Here is a 15,630-nt window from a genome sequence, read left to right as displayed (position 1 = left end):
GCGCTCCGCCGGGGCGATTCCGGCTCTTCTCACGAGCAGGATGCCCGCCTATCCTGGCGCGATGCGCTTCAAGGCGGTGATGGTCGATGTCGACGGTGTTCTGATCGTGCACCCCGATCCCAAGGGGTGGGCCGCCCATCTCGAACGTGATCTCGGCCTCTCCAGGGAGACCTTGCAGGCTGAGTTCTTCACCCCGCATTGGCCCGACATCATCCATGGCCGTGCCGATCTCCATGCCCGGCTTGGCCTCGCCTTGGCGAGGATGGGGGCGACCGTGAGCGCGGACACCCTCGTCCGCTACTGGTTCGAGCAGGATTCCCATATCGATCACGACCTGCTGGGGCAGCTGGCGGAGCTGCGGGCGCGCGGCCTCGCCTTGCATCTCGCGACGGTTCAGGAACATGAGCGGGCCCGGTATCTCTGGCATACGCTCGGTTTCGAGCGCCATTTCGACGCCATTCACTACGCGGCTGCCCTCGGCTGGGCGAAGCCGGCCCAGGGCTTCTTCGCCGCGGTCGAGGCGCGAACAGGCTTTGCACCTGACGAGCTGTTCCTGATCGACGACGCCCCGGCGAATGTCGAGGCCGCCATCGCGCGGGGCTGGAGCGCGGCTCTGTGGACCGGGCAAAGCCGGCTTGCCGACCTGCTGATGGAGCGGTGTTCCTAGGCCCCTTGCACGCCAAATCCCCAGGGCTGCAAGCGGACATTGGTCCGGGGCGCCGTGCAGGCCCGTTGCTGCCCCTTGGGGGACGGCATTCATGGCGTTCTCGCGAAGGACGCCGGCCGTCTGTTATCCCCTCGGATTTCGCGCATCTTGGCACTCGGACAGACTCATCGCGCTATCTCGCAGAGATGGCTTCTCCTTGCGCCGGGATTGACGGAGCCGAAGCTCACCGCCCCGCTGTCAATCAGCACCAGATCCGGGAACATTGCAGTGGTCAGATCCTCGGATGCTCGTCAGGCTCAAAGCGCCGGCTGGTCGAAATAGGTTCGCGGCCCATCCTGATCGAAGAGGCTTCCTATGGCCGTGAGTGCCTGTTTCAGCGCGTCGATGGTAGGACCACCCACGCTGAGCCGGATGCCACCTTGCGGGGCCCCTGGATCGACCAGTGAAGCGTTTGGCGGCATCACGATGACGCTCATGGCTGCCATGCGCCTCGAGAGACGTTCAGCCTCTGCGGCCGACATTGGAAGCCAGACGTGGAAGCCCGTGACCGCACGGGTCGGCAGATTGAACGGCAGCGCGGTCCTGACAAGGTCGTAGCGTTTCGCCGCATCCAGCCGGATCGACGCCGCGACCGAAGTCGCGGTTCCATCCGTCAACCACTGCTCCATGATCATGCAGGTGAGTGGCGATGCCATCGTGCAGGTAGCCTGAAGCTTGGGCATGGCGCGCTCGATGACGCTCGACGGTACGACGAGCGAACCGATCCTCATGCCAGGGCTCACGGTCTTGGACAATCCGCCGACATACAAGGTCCGTTCCGGGGCGAGTGCGGCCAAGGGCAACAGGTCGGGGCCCGCAAAGACGGAATAGACGTCGTCTTCCACGATCGTGACATCATGCGCCCGGCAGAGGCGGACGATATCCCGGCGACGGGCCGAGCTCATCGTGGCGGCCGTCGGATTTTGTAGGGTTGGCGTCACATAGAGTACGCGCGGAGCAGCCGCTGAGGCAGGAGAACACAAGGCCCTCTCCAGCGCCTCCGGGGTGAGGCCCTCATCGTCCATGTCGAGCCCGACCAGCGTCAGACCGCTTTGTCGCGCCAGCATGATGGCCCCAGGATAGGTCACGGCCTCGGTCAGAAGGACGCCGCCCGGCCGGCAAGCGACCGCGAAAGCGACGGACAGGGCGTGCTGCGCGCCATTGCACAGGAGAATGCGGTCCGGCGTGACCTCCAGTCGTTGGCCAGCCAGCCATCGCGCCATTTGCGCGCGATGGTGCGGGCGTCCCGCGGCGGGCGCATATGTGCCGAATGTATCGGCGTCGAGACGCTTGGCCATCCCTGCAAGCGTCGCTGCAAGCAGGCGATCACTCAGCATCTGGGGCGGCGTGTTGAGGCTCAGGTCGATGCTGCCATGGGGGCGAGGCGAAAGACCGGAAACGAACATGCCTCGGCCGCGCACGCTCTGCACCAGGCCCCTGCGTTCGAGAACGGCATAGGCCTTGGTCACCGTGCCAAGCCCGATTCCGAGTTGGTAGGCCAGCTCGCGATGGGGTGGCAAACGGGCTCCGCAGGGGATGCCGCCCTCGGCGATATCGTTGGCAAGTGCGGTAACAAGCCTCTCATAGGGCGGCCCTGCCGCTTCCGCGAGACGTGGTGTCCATGGCGAGATGAGGCGCATCGGGCATCCATAAAAGTGTCACGAGACACTAATCAACTATGGAAATAGTGTCACATTTATAGGATGCACACCAGACACATCCAGACAGGTGACACCCGTGACGCCCGATCTTCTTCTGGCTCTTGCCGCCTATGCCTTCGTAACCTCCATCACCCCTGGCCCGAACAACACCATGCTGTTGGTCTCGGGAGCCAATTTCGGCTTCCGCTCGACCATCCCGCATATCCTCGGGGTCAATCTGGGCTTTTCCGTCATGGTGCTTGCTGTCGGCTTGGGCGTTGGCGGCGTCTTCGCCGCCTTCCCGATCCTCCACGACGGGCTCCGCTACGGCGGAGCCCTCTATCTTCTCTATCTGGCTTGGCAGATAGCGCGTTCGGGTAGTCTGGACGCGGAGGGAAGCGACGGCAAACCGCTGAGCTTCCTACAGGCGGCGGCGTTCCAATGGGTCAATCCAAAGGCATGGATCATGGCGATCGGCGCGGTCGCGACCTATACGCCGCAGAACGGTTTCTTTCTCAATATCCTGATCGTGACGATGATGTTTGCGCTCATCAATGGCCCTTGCATCATCGCCTGGGCCGGTTTCGGCACCATGCTGAAGGGCTTTCTCGGTAACCCGATCCATCTGCGCATCTTCAACGTGATGATGGCTCTGCTTCTCGTCGCGTCTCTCTACCCCATTCTCACGACCGCCTAAGGGACGGCGGTCGTGAGCGAAACAGCAGGGCTCACCCTGTCGGCGTCGGACGGGCATTCTCGTGCAGGTTCATCCCGGCGCCTCCGGCTCAGGAGGTGGAGTTTCGCAACCCCAGCCTCTCAGTCCAGGCCGGGATGAACGACCTTCATGGCCTCAATAGCTAGTGGGCCAAGGGTGCCGAGGCGTGACGCGACGCGTCGCGTGCAACAAGCCGCGTAACCTCAGCGAACAGGTCCGTCGGCGCTCTCAGCGCCAAATCCGACAGCGAGAGGATACCGGTCATCCGTTTCTCTTTGTTCATCACCGGCACGTGATGGATCTGCTTCTCCGCCATGCGGCGCGTCGCATCCCTGACGTCATCATCCTCGAAACACCAGGTGATCCCCTCCGTCATGACCTTTCTCGCCTTTGTCGTGTTGGGATCGGCCCCTTCGGCGCAGCCACGGCAGGCAAGGTCTCTATCCGTGATCATTCCGATGAGACGATCATTTTCTCCCACTGGCAGGCACCCGATATCCGCATCGCGCATCTTGCGCGCGACCTCGGTCAGCGAGATGTCCGGAGAGATCCATTCCGCATGTGCGGTCATAGCGTCACGAACGAGCATGGCTACCTCCTGCTCTGCGCGGCTTCATATCTGAGGCATGTCGCTCGCTGAAGGGATTGCCTGGTGGTCTCCATATTGCGCCGGAATGCGCTGCGACCAGCCGAGCGCGCCATCCGAAAAACTGCCCTGCGCGCCGAAAGCGTGGTCCGGGAAAGGACTTTGGCGAAGGCCCGCCCCAGAGAGCGGCATGCCCGTGGATGATAACGGATCATCGCGGGGCGAGCCAGCATCCTGTGGCCGCCGCCAAGCAATTCGGCGCAGCCAGGGCCGGCTGCATCGCCGGGAAAGCGGTGCTGCAACGCCGGAAAGCCCGCGACTGGCGACCATTGCCGCAGATCGAGAGGAAACGCGGATTAGCGCCCCGCATCCCGCGCATCGCGCCTCCTCCTGGGCTATGATGCGGATGATGGGTCCGGCCAGCAGGAGCGGAGCATGATCCACGCGACGTGCCACACAGCCGATGAGGCGATGCGGGCCGAGTTCGACGCAACCCCCTGGTTCGAGGAGGCCGACCCGGCCAGCATTGCGCTTCTCGCCAAACGGGGCTGGTCGGCGCCCTGGATCGCCGACGCCCTCGAGCGCCGGGCCGGGTATGAAGCGCTCCGCGAACTGATCCGCTATGCCCGAGACCGGCTGGAGATCGAGTCGCGAGAGGACCCGTCCTGGCCGACCTTCGAGTGCCGTGTCGATGGCGCCGAGGCGACCGCGTGGCTCGATCGACACCGATCCGATATCGCCGCGGAGGTGCGCCGCGCCGCTTCCTAGATTGGCATAGGCGTCCACCGCCGAGATCTGGCGCGACGGTCGATCATCGCAAACCGAGATTCATTCCGGGTTTGGGGCGGCCCTGTCGCGCCAACTGAGCCGCGCCAGCTCGAGACTCACGAAGGCAAGCATAGCGGCGAACATAAGCTTGATGGAGACCGAATTCAGGAGAAATGCAAAATTGAACGGCGCTACATAAGCCTCGGTGCCAGTGGGCCCGGACCGATGGAACCGCTCGATTGTCCCCTCGAACCATCGCTCAAATTCGAGCCTTCGCATTTACAAAACGCTCGTCCTTTGGCGCGACGCTTTCGCTGCAAGGAGGCGGCCATGAATAGCAATTACCCACTGGCCCGGGCCTATCTGATCAACGCCTTCCTGACGCTGGACGGGGACAACCCCGAGGATGACCGACTTCGGCGCGCCGTCGAGTTGCTCCTCGAAGCAGTTGCTCGCGCCCAGCGCAGCAGCACGCACTCCAACGTCGTGCGCTTTCCAGGTGCAGAGCCTGTCGTTTCCGGAGGCCCGCCGCCACGGTCGGCGTCTTAAGGCAGCGGGCGAAACGCGGGCTTGAGCCTGACGCGCCCTGATCTCAGCCGCTGCTGCCCGCCTTCGCCTCGGACGCGGTCGCGGACTGGCTGCCGGTGGCGCGATCGAGGCACTCGGCCATCTCCGAGGTGCCCCATTTGTGCTTGGAACACTGCGCCGTTCCCTGTGTCAGGTCGCGGGCGACGCCGCGAGGCTGCGGGGAGCCGCTGCAGCCCAGCAGTGAAAGAGCGACAAGGGCGAGCATCATCGATCGCATCTGGTTCCTCCATTGAACGCGCAACAACGGATCATGCCGGTTGGGCGAGAATATGAGGCACATGCGAAACGGGGCAATCGGCGGGGGATTGTGGTCGATCATCGTCCCCGCGGCGGCCTGATCAATGGCATGCCGGCTCGATCATGCCGCCGGCAAAGCAATTTACAGCACTGTCTTGAAGCAGCGCCTGAACCGCTCTCAGCGATAGCTTGCGGTAATCGCGCGAGCCGCCTCCGCAATCACCGCGGCGCGGCCCGGCGCGGGCGCCGTCGATTCGGCCAGGAATGCGGCGATCACCAGGAAGCCGCCATCGGGGGCCGTGAGGATGCCGACGTCATTGGTGACGCCGTTGACGCCGCCAACCGTCTGGCTCGTTCCGGTCTTGTGGCCAACGCTCCAGCCTTCGGGCGTGCCGGCCCGGATGCGATCCGGGAAGGTGACCGTCGCTGCCATGATCTCCCGGAACTGGCGGGTCGAGGCCGGATCGAGCAGTCGTCCCGAGGCCAGCATGGTCAGGAATTTTGCCATCGCGCGCGGGGTCGCGGTGTCACGCTTGTCGTACAAATAGGCCTTGAAGGCCGCCTCCTTTCGCGCCGCGGGGACCTCGCTGCGGTCGGCCTCGAGTCGCGCGGGATAAGTATGCTCCGGCCGCCATTGCAGGCCCGAGGTTTCGGTCTGCAGCTCGCGCTCGGTCCGGTCGATCCGGATTTCCGCGATGCCCGCCTCTGCCAGGAATGTCCGCAGCGCAGCGATGCCGCCGAGGCGCGAAATCAGGACGTCGGTTGCGGCGCTGTCGCTTTCGACGACCGCGCGGCGGACCAGGTCGGCGATGGTCGTCTCAAAGGAGCCCCTGGCGGCGACGATATCGGCGATCGGCTGGATATTGACGCTCAGATCCTCGCGCCGGATCGTGACGAGCTCGTCGAGGCGGATCCGGCCCCGGTCCGCCGCCCGCATCATGGCTGCGCCGACGACGAGCTTCATCACGCTCTGAAGCGAGAAGCGCTGGTCGCCATTGATGCAGACCGGCGCGGAATCCGCATCCTGCGCGCAGATGCCGAGGCGGCCGGGATGGGCCTTGGCCAGGGCCTGAAGGCGCGCCTGCAGACGGTCGCGATCGGAGATACCGCCGGCGCCCGCCATTCCAGCCGAGCCGAGTGCCGCGAGGGTCGCCGCCACCACGCCGGCAAGAAGGGTTCGTGTCAGGCTCGGGCGCATCGGCGTGGTCCTTGGTCGGCAGGTGAAGAGCCGCTCCCTCCTAGGCAAGGACGCATGCTGAGCGAAGTGATATGTCCTCACGCCACACTGAACAGGATTCACGGCTCGGCATGATCTGGCAGAAGCTCGACCTCAACCTGATCAGGGTGCTGGCCCTGGTGCTGGAGGAAGGCAGCATCGTGCGCGCCGCTGCCCGGCTTCACATCTCGCCATCGGCCGTGAGCCATGCGCTCCGGCGGCTTCGCCAGTCCTTCGGGGATCCGCTTTTCGTACGAGTGGGGCAGCGGATGGTCCCGACACCGCGGGCCGAGAGCCTGCGACGGGCGATCACCGATTTTCAGGCCGACCTGGAAGCCAGCCTGGCGCGCGGGTCCCGGCCGGGCGCGGAATTCGACCCGGCCGCATCGGCGCGCCTGTTGCGCATCGCCACGCCGGGCGCACTCGAACTCACGCTCGTGCCGGCGCTGGCGGCGGCACTCCGGCGCCAGGCCCCGGGCTGGCGGCTGGAGATCCTGCCCTTCGAGCGGCGCAGCTATGAGCCGGAGCTTGTAGGCGGCGAGATCGACTTCGTCCTGGAGATCGGCGGCCACACGCCGGCCGGCGAACTGGTGTCGCGGGCGGAGCTCTGGGAGGACGAGATGGTGGCGCTGGCCGGGCCGCGCTGCGAAGTGCCCGCCGGAACCGAGGAGATCGGGACGGCGGCGTTCATGATGCTGCCGCAGCTCTATCCGCTGCCCTGGCCGGTCGGGCAAAACTATCTGGACGTGGCGCTGGCACGGGACGGCCAGCACCGCCGGCTGTGCGCGAGCCTGCCCGGCTATGCGGCGGTCGGGCTCATGCTCGAGCAGACCGATCTCGTTGCGGCGATGCCGGACCGCACGGCCCTGGTCATCGCCACGCGACATCCCGAGCTTCGCATCCTGCGGGTGGGCCCGCGGCGTCGCTCCCCCCTGCTGCTGCTCTTCGCCGCTTCCCGGCAGGCCGATCTCGAGCAGCGCTGGGCGCTCGACCTGATCAGGCGGGCCGCGGCCTCAGTTCCCAGGCCGGTCTCCGTTCTCCCGGCGTGAGGCCTTTGCCCGGTCAGGGGCCGAGAACCTCCGGCGAACGCACTCGCCCGATGAGCCGGTCAATGCCTGAACCCAGCGCGATGCCGGCGCCATAGGCCACGAGGTTCCAGAGGGAGAAGACGCGCCCGAGCAGCAGCGCGCCTGGCGTCGTCAGCCTGAAGGCATCGAGCCAGGGCGTGTGATAAAGGCGGCTGAGCTCGACGCCGAGCGCGATCAGCGCTGCAAGGATCGCCAGCCAGGATGCCGGGCGACGCGGGGCGATGACGGCCAGCAGGAGATAGACCATCGTCCCCCAGAGCAGCGAGCCGCCATATTTCACGATGCCGAACGGCAGACTCAAGCCCATCCCGAAACGGCGCAGGAGCAGCCCCGCGGCGATCGTTGCGAGACAAAGGGTGATCATGGTCGTGCGCGAGCGCAGGCTCGTCTCAGGCAGGCTCGTCTCAGACATGGGTTTCCGCCTCGGGGGCCCGCTGAAACGCCAGGGCGAAGGCGGTGCCGGGCTCGTCGTCGAGAAGCGCGATCGCGCCGCCATGCGCATTCAGCATGGAGCGGACGATGGACAGCCCCATGCCGGTGCCGCCGCTATCGCGGCGCGTGGTGAAGAAGCTGTCGAAAATCCGTGCCCGGTTGTTCGGCGAGACGCCGCTGCCATTGTCGCGCAATGTGATGTGAAGCCGCTCCGCCTGCGAAATCGCGACGATATCGAGCTCGGTTGCGCCGTGACGCAGCGCGTTGTCGGCGAGATGCGCGAGGATGATGCGCAGATTCTCGGCGGAGATGCGGATCGCGCTATCGAGATCGCCGCCGGCGCGGATCGCGAGCGCGGGAAAATCCCGCTGCAGGTCGGCGATGGCCGGAGATAGGCTGGTCGTGCCGCCGGTCGGCGTGCTTTCGGCACGCGCAAGTTCGCGCAGGCGGTTGGTGATCGCGGTCAGGCGATGCGTGTCGGCGATGATGTTGCCGAGGAAATGGCGGCGCATCTCCTCGCTCATCGCCAGGCCGTCTCCCGAGCCGTCGTCGCGCAGCAGCTCGGCGGCGCCCTCGATCGAGGTCAGCGGCGATTTCAGCTCATGCGAGACATGGGCCGCGAAGGTCGCGATGAAATCCGAGCGATTATTCAGGCTGTCGGCCATGTCGAGAAAACTCTGCGACAGGCGCGCGAACTCGGCGGTCCCGTGGTTCGTCAGCGGCCGCATGGCGCTGCGGTCGCCGTGGCCGATGGCCGTCGTCCGGGCGATCAGCTCCTGCACCGGGCGGGTGATGGTGCGGTGAAAGGCAAGCCCGATCAGCAGGGTGAGCGCCGCGACGGAGAGGCCGGCCAGCACGACCTTGCCGCGCTCCTCATAGAGATGGCGGAAGACGTTGCTCGGCGTGCGCGAGGCGTAGAGCACGCCGGCGACGCGATCGCGCAGGATGATCGGTGTCGCCGTGAAGATGCGGATGCTGGTGCCGCGGCTGAGCGAGTAGAGCGGCGGCGGCGCGTGGCTCGAGACGCGCTGCCGAAGCGTCGCTGCGAAATGTCCCTGCAGCGCTTGCCCGACCTCCTCGACATGGGCGAGCGACAGGCCGATCTCGTCTCGCCCGGCGATCACCACGCCCTGGGGATCGAGCAGGCGAAAACCGGCGAGCGTGCTCCGCTGGGTTTCCAGGAGCAGCGGCGAAAGCCGCTCGCCGGCGGCCCTGAAAGCCGTGCCGGCGGGCTGAGATGCGGGTTTTGCGTCGGGCCTGCGGCCGAGCAGGGTGTCGCGCGTCAGGTCGAGACTGGGCAGGATCGGCCGGAACGGCTCGGCCGGCGCCGATGACGGCGTTGCTGGAGCCGGAGCCCCCAGCACGGCGTCAGCCGGCAGGTTGCTCTCGAAGTCGCGCCGGATGGCGGCTGAGAGCGCCACGCTCTGGGCGATCAGCTCGGCCTCGGTCTGGTGGACGAGCTGGTTCTCGTAGATCCGGAAGAAGAACAGCCCGACGAGAGGCAAAGCCAGCACCGCCGTGAGCATCAGGAAGACGATCAGGCTGAGATTGGGCCGCCATTTCGCGGCGACCCGGGCCGGGAGCGGGACAGGCGCGCTCAATTCCCGGCCTCGCAGCGCCCAAGCCGGAAGCCGACGCCGTGCACGGTGTCGATGGCGCTGCCGCAGCCCGATGCCGCGAGCTTGGCGCGGATGTTGCGGATATGGCTGTCAATCGTCCTGTCGGCGACATGGATGGCGCCGCCATAGGCGCTTTCCAGGATCTGCTCGCGGCTGAAGACCTGGCGCGGACGCGCCGCAAAAGTCTTCAGGATCGCGAACTCGATCCCCGTCAGCGGCAGCGCCCTGCCCTCGAAACTGGCCAGATGCGACTCGGGGTCCAGCCGCAGCGCGCCCCAGGAGAGCGGCTCCACTGACGCGGCCGAGCGGCCGGAGCGCGTGCGCCTGAGGATGACGGTGACGCGCGCCACCAGTTCACGCGGGCTGAACGGCTTGGTGACATAGTCGTCGCCGCCGATCTCGAGGCCGAGCACCCGGTCGATCTCCTCGTCCCGCGCCGAGAGGAAGAGGATCGGCGCGTCCGAGGATTTGCGCAGCTGGCGGCAGACCTCGAGCCCGTTCATCTCGGGCATGCCGATATCGAGGATGACGAGATCGGCCGGCTGGCGCCGAAAACTCTCCAGAGCCTGCACGCCGTCGCGGGCGATTGACGTGGCCATGCCGGCCTTTTCGAGTGCGAAACAGATGACCTCGCGGATATGGCTGTCGTCATCGACCACAAGAATGCGGGGCGCCATCGTCGCGTGCCTGTCACTGGCCGGCTGGGGCCGGGCTGCTCGTGCCCCCGAGCGGGGCATGGGGAGTGTTAGCCAAGTAGCGCGACAGGCGCCACGCACGAAAGCCCCAGGCCCGCCAATCCTTCTGCTCCGTGAAGTGTCGATCGGCCATGCGGACGCGGCTGCCCTGCGTGTACTGGTTGCTGGCCCAGGGAATCGTGCGACCGACGGCGGCAATGCGCGGCGTGTAACGATCGAAGGCCGGGATCACCTGGGGGCCGAGCGATATTAGATAGGCGGTGTCGAGACGCGAGCCCGTGCCGCGCAGCTCCTGGGAATGGCGGAAATTGTAGTTGGCGATCACCGCCGGCGTGTTGACGAAGCAGAAGGCGTAGAGCGCCAGCGCCAGCGCGGCGGCATTGGCCGAGACGAGCCAGTTGACCGATTTCCGCCCGACGATCTGGACAATGATCAGCACCAGGCCGAGCGCGACGAGCAGCATCCAGATGAAGGCGACGAGACGGAGCCAGGTCAGCGAATAGGCTTCGACATAGAGATCGAGCCGCAGCAGCGTCGAGACCATCAGCATGATGTTCTGGCCGACCCAGGCGAGGACCAGCGGCCGGACGAGGCGATGGCGCTCGGAGGCGCCGGCCGGCCGCATCGCGACCAAGACGAAGACGGCCGCCAGCAGCGCCGTGACGACGAGCGGATAGGCGCCGCGATGGGCGTAAGCGGCATAGCTCATGCCGTCCGGCAGTGCGACGCCACCCCAGAGATAGGCGATGTCGAGCAGGGTCTGCACGGCAAAGAGCGCGTTGAACAGGACGAGCGAACGCAGGATCGCTGTGTCGCCGAGGAGCCCGTGGCGATCGGGCGTGAGGGGCGCCGCAGGGCTCGCCTTCGCCTGGCGCTTGCGGGCGAGCCGGACATGCAGCATCGGCCAGACCAGGCAAAGCATCGTCAGCCAGAAGGCGGCGCGCCAGGGCGAGAGCAGATCGAGCAGCAGCCTGAGGTCGATGCGGTTCAGCCAGATCTCGACGAGCGGATTGGCAGAGGCGAACAGCGTCGCAAACACGCCGAGAAGGACCAGCGGGACGACCCAGCCGATGAGCCAGGCACTCCCGGAGGACGCGCGCCGGCGCCGCGCCGAGAGTCGACCGACACGGCCGAGATCCCGCACCAGCCTGCCAGCGCCGGCCAGCAGCATCGCCCTCGCCTGCCGGAAGAGTTCCTGCCAGCGCGCCTGCTGATGCTGGCTGAGAATGGCGGCAAAGGCCGCCGTGCAGAGGATGGCGACGAATGAGGAGATCAGGCTGACCTCCTCGGCGATGGCCAGTAGCCCCGCCCCCAGAACCAAGAGCGCCAGGGCGCGCCTGCGGCCGCTGGCGCGGATCGGGTTCGCCCAGAGCGAGGCGATGGCCAGGACCGCCAGGAAATAGGCGAGCGAGATGCCGAGCCAATGACCGTAGAACAGAAAATCGCCGAGCAGCACCAGGCCGGAGGCGAGCGCGAGCCGGGCGTTAAGCCAACGCGTCGCGCGCCTCGCGGACGGCGACGCCGTCAGCTCGGCTGATGGGGAGGACATGGGCACTGCGGGCTCTGCTGAAGCGGAGGACTCTGCTGAGAGTGAAGACATCGGCATGGGGTTTCGCTGATCGAGGATTCGGGCGCAGGGGGACGGCGCTGCGGGGCGGGAAACGCCAGGATGGCGGTCTCCGCAGGCAGCGGTCGCGCCACGAGCCACCAGCCATCGCGGGCGAGCCGGCGCGGCAGCCTTGATGTGGGGAAACGGGGAGCGACGATCTCTGCCATGCCCCAGAGATGCGGCAGCCGATTGCAGTGCCGGTCTGCAGACCGCTCAGGATTTCAGGATTGTTGTGCAGTTTTCGTGCAGGAGCGCGGAGCCAGCGCCCGGGGCGCACGCGAAATCGCGCACACTCAAGGCTTCGAGAAGAACCCTCGAACAGGGAACCTGACGGAATAGCCCGCCTCGCTGCACAGGACGGAATAGTCCTTCACCAAATAATATTGCCTCGCTTGCCTCACGAAAACAGATGAGAGCTCCGTTCTCATTCCGTCTTGAGAAATGCTGGTGAATTCGCGACCGCCTGGCAGAGCCGAAACCAGGCTCTTCAGGCTCGCCCGGAATGTGTCGCATGACGCACCGGTCCGCGCTTGGACGCTCATGATTCTGGCGTCTTCGTCGTAGTGAGAGCGGACCGCCAGCTTGCATAGACGGGCTGGGTCCAAAGGGAAACCGTCCGAGGCTTTCGCCGCTTCGACGAGCCACGCAAGCTCCCTTTCGCCCTGACATTCCCGGTCGGTAGAGACGGCAACGGCTTTCCCATAGTCAGCCTGCATCGCCGCAACGCGGACGAGTATGGCGAGCCTGCTTTCGGCCCGAAGTACAGCCCCGGTGATGCGCGCGAATGCGCCGTACGAAGCAACGAGGCACAGGCTGAGAGCGACGAGAGGCGCGCAGAGGAAAGAGATCACCAAACGCGCCAATGCAAGCGGGTGCATGAAGCCCTCAGAATACTGCCCTGCCGCCATGCGTATCGGTTGGAGTGTCAGAAATCCACCCGGCTAACGTAACTGCGCACGCCCTCCCCGCGAGGCAAAGTGAAGATGCGCCAGGTCAGCGGGAATCTCAGCCTTCTCGGCCAGAGCGCAGGACCAGCGCACGAGCCGTACTGTTAGGTCACAAAACTCTGAGCAGACACTATACTTGGCGCCCCACCGACCTGCCCGGCTTCTTCGGGGCCATGGTTCGGGAGGATGCCGTCGGCCCAGCCAAACTTTCGCGCAGGTTTGTGTGCGGCAGGGCCAGCATCGGTTCCTCCGATACCACGATCGGTTTAATCCGCTTCAACCGCCCCGCCCGGCCTGCGACGTCTGCCGACGACGTTTCAAAGCCCGCAGGGATATCGACCATGATGGATAAAGCACTCGCGCATAAGAAGGTTCTCATCGCCGGAGGCGCATCGGGAATGGGCCTGGCCCTGGCGCGGCGCTGCCTCGACGCCGGCGCGGACGTCACCATCGTCGGACGTAATGAAGCCCGGTTGCGAGCTGCCGAAGAGGCGCTCGGCCGTCCCGCGACGCTCGCCGCCGTCGTTGCCGATGTCTCCCGCGAAGACGAGGTGGTGAAGCTCTTTGAGCGCGTTGGCGGGCTCGACCATGTCGCCTGCACTGTGGCTGACATCGAGGGCGCATACGAGCTCCTGCCCGAACTCGACCTGAAGGCCGTCCAGAGAGCCGTGGACAGCAAGATCTATGCGCCATTGCTGCTGGCCAAGCATGGCATGTCGAAGATCGGTCGCGATGGCTCGATCACGTTCACCTCCGGTATCGCCGCCTACAGACCATCGGCACGCGGGGCTGCGGTTGCTGCCGTGAACGCGGCGCTGGAAGGGCTGGTCCGGGCGCTTGCGGTCGAACTGGCGCCGATCCGCATCAATGCGGTGTCGCCGGGCTGGGTCGACACGCCGATCTGGGCCTTCGTCGCTGGCGATCGGAAGGACGACGTGCTGGGCGCCATGGCCGAGCGCCTGCCGGTTGGGCGGATCGGTCAGCCCGATGACATTGCAGACGCGGTTCGGTTCCTGATGGGAAATGGGTTCACGACGGGGACGGTATTGCATGTCGAGGGCGGACACCGGCTGATCTGACCGGTTCGAAGCTGTCGCTGGCGGCCAGCACATGCTTCAGCGCCGCGGGCTGGATCCGGCGACGACGCCATATCATCGAGAGCGCGGGCGGCGGCCCGGGCCATGGTGCGTCCACGATCTCGCCGCGCTCCAGAGCCTCGGTGACGGCGAAGCGCGGGACGAGGCCGAGGCCCGCTCCGCTCGCTGCCAGGCGCACGATCATGGCGATGCTGCCGACCTCGGCCGCGGGGCTCGGGCGTGCGAGGCCCGCCAGGGTGAAAGCCTCGTCGAATAGCCGCCGATAGATGCATCCGGCTTCGGTGACGATGAAGCGCGCGTCGGCGAATGCAGCAAAATCCCCGACGAGCGCGCCGCGCTTGTCGGGCGAACCGATGATGACGAGGGGAGCCGTCGCTATTGCACGCCGGGCCAGACGTTCATCGAGGTCCGGCTGGTCGAAACGGAAGGCGACATCGATGTCTCCATCCACCAGTTGCCTCAATAACTCGCCGCTGCTCGCGATCTTGATCGTGAGCGTGATCTCGGGATGCTCGCGCGCAAAGCCTGCAAGCCATTGCGGGAGCTTCGCCGACGCGATGGTCTCCAACGCACCGATGGTGACCGATCCTGCAGGATGCGCGGCGACCGCGTCCATCGCCGCCCGCGCTTCATCCGCCAGCTGCATCAACTCCTCGGCATAGGGCTGCAGAACCTTTCCGGCGGCCGTCAGCTCCAAACCAAGCCTCGAGCGCGTGAAAAGGCCGACGCCGAGTTCGGTTTCCAGGGCCTGGATCTGGTCGCTCACGCTCGACTGCGCGAGGTGGACCTCTTCGGCGGCGCGGGTAAAATTTCGCGTGCGCGCCACGGTCAGGAAGGTCTTGAGCGATCTTGTGAGCATGACGGCGCGGTCCACGATTTGCAGCGATACGCTACCCGGGTGGCCGCAGGCTGACCACCCGCCGCGCCCCACCGATCGCCCGCAAACGGGCCGGCTGCACCGCGCTTCCCCGTGCCGTGAGCACCGCCGCGGGCGGGTGCCAAGCGTCCGGCTCAGTCCCCTTGCCTGCGAGGCCGGCTCTCGTTGAGCCTTCGCGTCTGCAGGATGCTGACCGGCGGCCAGGACACGCAATCCACCACGTTCAAGGTGAGCGTGAACGGCTCGAAAGGGCGTCTGGCGAAGTCGTGAGCGGCCTCTCGCTGCGCTCCATTGATCGACATAGCGATCGTCAGATGCGGCGTCCAGTTCCCAGGCCGATAATGCGGGTCGCAGAGGGTGGGATCGAGCACCGCATGCAGCCTGTCATGGGCATCGATCAGGCGCTGATCGGGGCTGGGCTGCAGCCACAGAACGAGCGGTGCGGTTTCAAAGACTTCGATCTGCTCAAAGGTTAGCGCGAAGGCTGGTTCGCCCTCGAAAACCTCCGCGGCGGCGATGAGCCTGGGGGTTTCGATCGCCTCGTACCGCGCGAGCGTGAGATGAGGAAAATAGCCGAGCGTGCGGATCGAGGGCGCGGTCTCGAAGGCCGAGGCCTTGTCGACCAACGCCCAGAAGGGTTCTGCCGGGTTTCGCGCGCGCAAGGTGATGCCGAACATGTCAGCCTGTGTGCCTCGTCTCGCTCCTTCCCGCAACGGCAGATGCGGGCGGAGCGCGGCCACAATCTCCGGCAAGGCACCCTCCCCGCCAGCTTCAGCCGCGCGCCTTAACAGGCCAGCTGGAGCGCGCGCC

The 15,630-nt window shown here is 66.1% G+C and carries 17 protein-coding genes; 6 read left to right on the top strand and 11 right to left on the bottom strand.

The window, feature by feature from the left end; translation table 11 throughout:
- Positions 1–40: 40 nt before the first annotated feature.
- Positions 41–667 carry an HAD family hydrolase gene (locus AB4099_RS08965; RefSeq protein WP_441477804.1) on the top strand — a complete coding sequence of 209 codons (627 nt, stop codon included), beginning with the start codon at positions 41–43 and terminating at the stop codon, positions 665–667.
- Between the two features lie 296 nt (positions 668–963).
- On the opposite strand, the gene AB4099_RS08960 is transcribed toward AB4099_RS08965, so the two are convergent.
- Entirely contained in the window at positions 964–2,346 is a 1,383-nt protein-coding gene (locus tag AB4099_RS08960; RefSeq protein ID WP_441477803.1) for an aminotransferase-like domain-containing protein, read from the bottom strand.
- Between the two features lie 97 nt (positions 2,347–2,443).
- Here AB4099_RS08960 and AB4099_RS08955 point away from each other — a divergent pair, with 97 nt between their 5' ends.
- On the top strand, positions 2,444–3,043 hold the full coding sequence (locus tag AB4099_RS08955) for a LysE family translocator (RefSeq protein ID WP_441477802.1): 600 nt from the start codon (positions 2,444–2,446) through the stop codon (positions 3,041–3,043).
- A 160-nt stretch (positions 3,044–3,203) separates the two neighbouring features.
- On the opposite strand, the gene AB4099_RS08950 is transcribed toward AB4099_RS08955, so the two are convergent.
- Positions 3,204–3,650, bottom strand: coding sequence for a CBS domain-containing protein (locus tag AB4099_RS08950; RefSeq protein WP_441477801.1), 447 nt, complete (start codon positions 3,648–3,650; stop codon positions 3,204–3,206).
- A 432-nt stretch (positions 3,651–4,082) separates the two neighbouring features.
- Here AB4099_RS08950 and AB4099_RS08945 point away from each other — a divergent pair, with 432 nt between their 5' ends.
- Both AB4099_RS08945 and AB4099_RS08940 read left to right on the top strand, forming a co-directional pair.
- Positions 4,083–4,415: a hypothetical protein gene (locus tag AB4099_RS08945; RefSeq protein WP_441477800.1), complete on the top strand. Its 333-nt coding sequence runs from the start codon at positions 4,083–4,085 to the stop codon at positions 4,413–4,415.
- 330 nt (positions 4,416–4,745) lie between these two features.
- A complete protein-coding gene (locus AB4099_RS08940) occupies positions 4,746–4,964 on the top strand; it encodes a hypothetical protein (protein WP_113518830.1) in 219 nt (72 codons plus the stop codon).
- A gap of 43 nt (positions 4,965–5,007) precedes the next feature.
- On the opposite strand, the gene AB4099_RS08935 is transcribed toward AB4099_RS08940, so the two are convergent.
- Together AB4099_RS08935 and bla are read right to left on the bottom strand one after the other, a co-directional pair.
- Complete coding sequence (locus AB4099_RS08935; protein ID WP_441477799.1) at positions 5,008–5,220, bottom strand: hypothetical protein; 213 nt, start codon at positions 5,218–5,220, stop codon at positions 5,008–5,010.
- A 198-nt stretch (positions 5,221–5,418) separates the two neighbouring features.
- On the bottom strand, positions 5,419–6,438 hold the full coding sequence (gene bla / locus AB4099_RS08930; protein WP_441477798.1) for a class A beta-lactamase: 1,020 nt from the start codon (positions 6,436–6,438) through the stop codon (positions 5,419–5,421).
- A gap of 71 nt (positions 6,439–6,509) precedes the next feature.
- Between bla and AB4099_RS08925 the strand changes: the two genes are divergently transcribed.
- Complete coding sequence (locus AB4099_RS08925; protein ID WP_441477797.1) at positions 6,510–7,505, top strand: LysR family transcriptional regulator; 996 nt, start codon at positions 6,510–6,512, stop codon at positions 7,503–7,505.
- A 13-nt stretch (positions 7,506–7,518) separates the two neighbouring features.
- Here AB4099_RS08925 and AB4099_RS08920 read toward each other — a convergent pair whose 3' ends face one another.
- The 5 genes from AB4099_RS08920 to AB4099_RS08900 all read right to left on the bottom strand — a co-directional run bounded on the left by AB4099_RS08920 (position 7,519) and on the right by AB4099_RS08900 (position 12,777).
- Complete coding sequence (locus tag AB4099_RS08920; RefSeq protein ID WP_441477796.1) at positions 7,519–7,956, bottom strand: ribosomal maturation YjgA family protein; 438 nt, start codon at positions 7,954–7,956, stop codon at positions 7,519–7,521.
- Complete coding sequence (locus AB4099_RS08915; RefSeq protein WP_441478059.1) at positions 7,949–9,502, bottom strand: sensor histidine kinase; 1,554 nt, start codon at positions 9,500–9,502, stop codon at positions 7,949–7,951. Before AB4099_RS08915 ends, AB4099_RS08920 begins: the two co-directional genes overlap by 8 nt.
- A gap of 71 nt (positions 9,503–9,573) precedes the next feature.
- Positions 9,574–10,272, bottom strand: coding sequence for a response regulator (locus AB4099_RS08910; RefSeq protein WP_441477795.1), 699 nt, complete (start codon positions 10,270–10,272; stop codon positions 9,574–9,576).
- Between the two features lie 13 nt (positions 10,273–10,285).
- A complete protein-coding gene (locus tag AB4099_RS08905; RefSeq protein WP_441477794.1) occupies positions 10,286–11,839 on the bottom strand; it encodes a DUF4153 domain-containing protein in 1,554 nt (517 codons plus the stop codon).
- Positions 11,840–12,192: 353 nt separating this feature from the next.
- Positions 12,193–12,777 carry a hypothetical protein gene (locus tag AB4099_RS08900; RefSeq protein WP_162768491.1) on the bottom strand — a complete coding sequence of 195 codons (585 nt, stop codon included), beginning with the start codon at positions 12,775–12,777 and terminating at the stop codon, positions 12,193–12,195.
- A gap of 410 nt (positions 12,778–13,187) precedes the next feature.
- On the opposite strand from AB4099_RS08900, the gene AB4099_RS08895 reads away from it, so the two are divergent.
- The gene (locus tag AB4099_RS08895; RefSeq protein WP_441478058.1) at positions 13,188–13,925 is read left to right on the top strand and encodes an SDR family oxidoreductase; all 738 of its coding nucleotides are present in this window, start codon (positions 13,188–13,190) and stop codon (positions 13,923–13,925) included.
- Here AB4099_RS08895 and AB4099_RS08890 read toward each other — a convergent pair.
- The gene (locus AB4099_RS08890) at positions 13,876–15,033 is read right to left on the bottom strand and encodes a LysR family transcriptional regulator (RefSeq protein ID WP_441477793.1); all 1,158 of its coding nucleotides are present in this window, start codon (positions 15,031–15,033) and stop codon (positions 13,876–13,878) included. The two genes, AB4099_RS08895 and AB4099_RS08890, sit on opposite strands and share 50 nt — an antisense overlap.
- Positions 14,955–15,572: a 2'-5' RNA ligase family protein gene (locus AB4099_RS08885; protein ID WP_441477792.1), complete on the bottom strand. Its 618-nt coding sequence runs from the start codon at positions 15,570–15,572 to the stop codon at positions 14,955–14,957. Before AB4099_RS08885 ends, AB4099_RS08890 begins: the two co-directional genes overlap by 79 nt.
- Positions 15,573–15,630 lie beyond the last annotated feature (58 nt).

Origin of the sequence: Allobosea sp. 2KB_26 (genome assembly GCF_052115715.1) — a bacterium.
Classification (GTDB): domain Bacteria; phylum Pseudomonadota; class Alphaproteobacteria; order Rhizobiales; family Beijerinckiaceae; genus Allobosea.
This window is presented reverse-complemented; position numbering and strand designations above follow the sequence as displayed.

Bases quoted from the DNA above. Each gene is read 5' to 3' on its own strand.
- AB4099_RS08965 (WP_441477804.1), top strand. From the start codon at position 41: ATGCCCGCCTATCCTGGCGCGATGCGCTTCAAGGCGGTGATGGTCGAT.
- AB4099_RS08960 (WP_441477803.1), bottom strand. From the start codon at position 2,346: ATGCGCCTCATCTCGCCATGGACACCACGTCTCGCGGAAGCGGCAGGG.
- AB4099_RS08950 (WP_441477801.1), bottom strand. From the start codon at position 3,650: ATGCTCGTTCGTGACGCTATGACCGCACATGCGGAATGGATCTCTCCG.
- AB4099_RS08945 (WP_441477800.1), top strand. From the start codon at position 4,083: ATGATCCACGCGACGTGCCACACAGCCGATGAGGCGATGCGGGCCGAG.
- AB4099_RS08940 (WP_113518830.1), top strand. From the start codon at position 4,746: ATGAATAGCAATTACCCACTGGCCCGGGCCTATCTGATCAACGCCTTC.
- AB4099_RS08935 (WP_441477799.1), bottom strand. From the start codon at position 5,220: ATGCGATCGATGATGCTCGCCCTTGTCGCTCTTTCACTGCTGGGCTGC.
- bla (WP_441477798.1), bottom strand. From the start codon at position 6,438: ATGCGCCCGAGCCTGACACGAACCCTTCTTGCCGGCGTGGTGGCGGCG.
- AB4099_RS08925 (WP_441477797.1), top strand. From the start codon at position 6,510: ATGTCCTCACGCCACACTGAACAGGATTCACGGCTCGGCATGATCTGG.
- AB4099_RS08920 (WP_441477796.1), bottom strand. From the start codon at position 7,956: ATGTCTGAGACGAGCCTGCCTGAGACGAGCCTGCGCTCGCGCACGACC.
- AB4099_RS08915 (WP_441478059.1), bottom strand. From the start codon at position 9,502: ATGCTCACGGCGGTGCTGGCTTTGCCTCTCGTCGGGCTGTTCTTCTTC.
- AB4099_RS08910 (WP_441477795.1), bottom strand. From the start codon at position 10,272: ATGGCGCCCCGCATTCTTGTGGTCGATGACGACAGCCATATCCGCGAG.
- AB4099_RS08905 (WP_441477794.1), bottom strand. From the start codon at position 11,839: ATGTCCTCCCCATCAGCCGAGCTGACGGCGTCGCCGTCCGCGAGGCGC.
- AB4099_RS08900 (WP_162768491.1), bottom strand. From the start codon at position 12,777: ATGCACCCGCTTGCATTGGCGCGTTTGGTGATCTCTTTCCTCTGCGCG.
- AB4099_RS08895 (WP_441478058.1), top strand. From the start codon at position 13,188: ATGATGGATAAAGCACTCGCGCATAAGAAGGTTCTCATCGCCGGAGGC.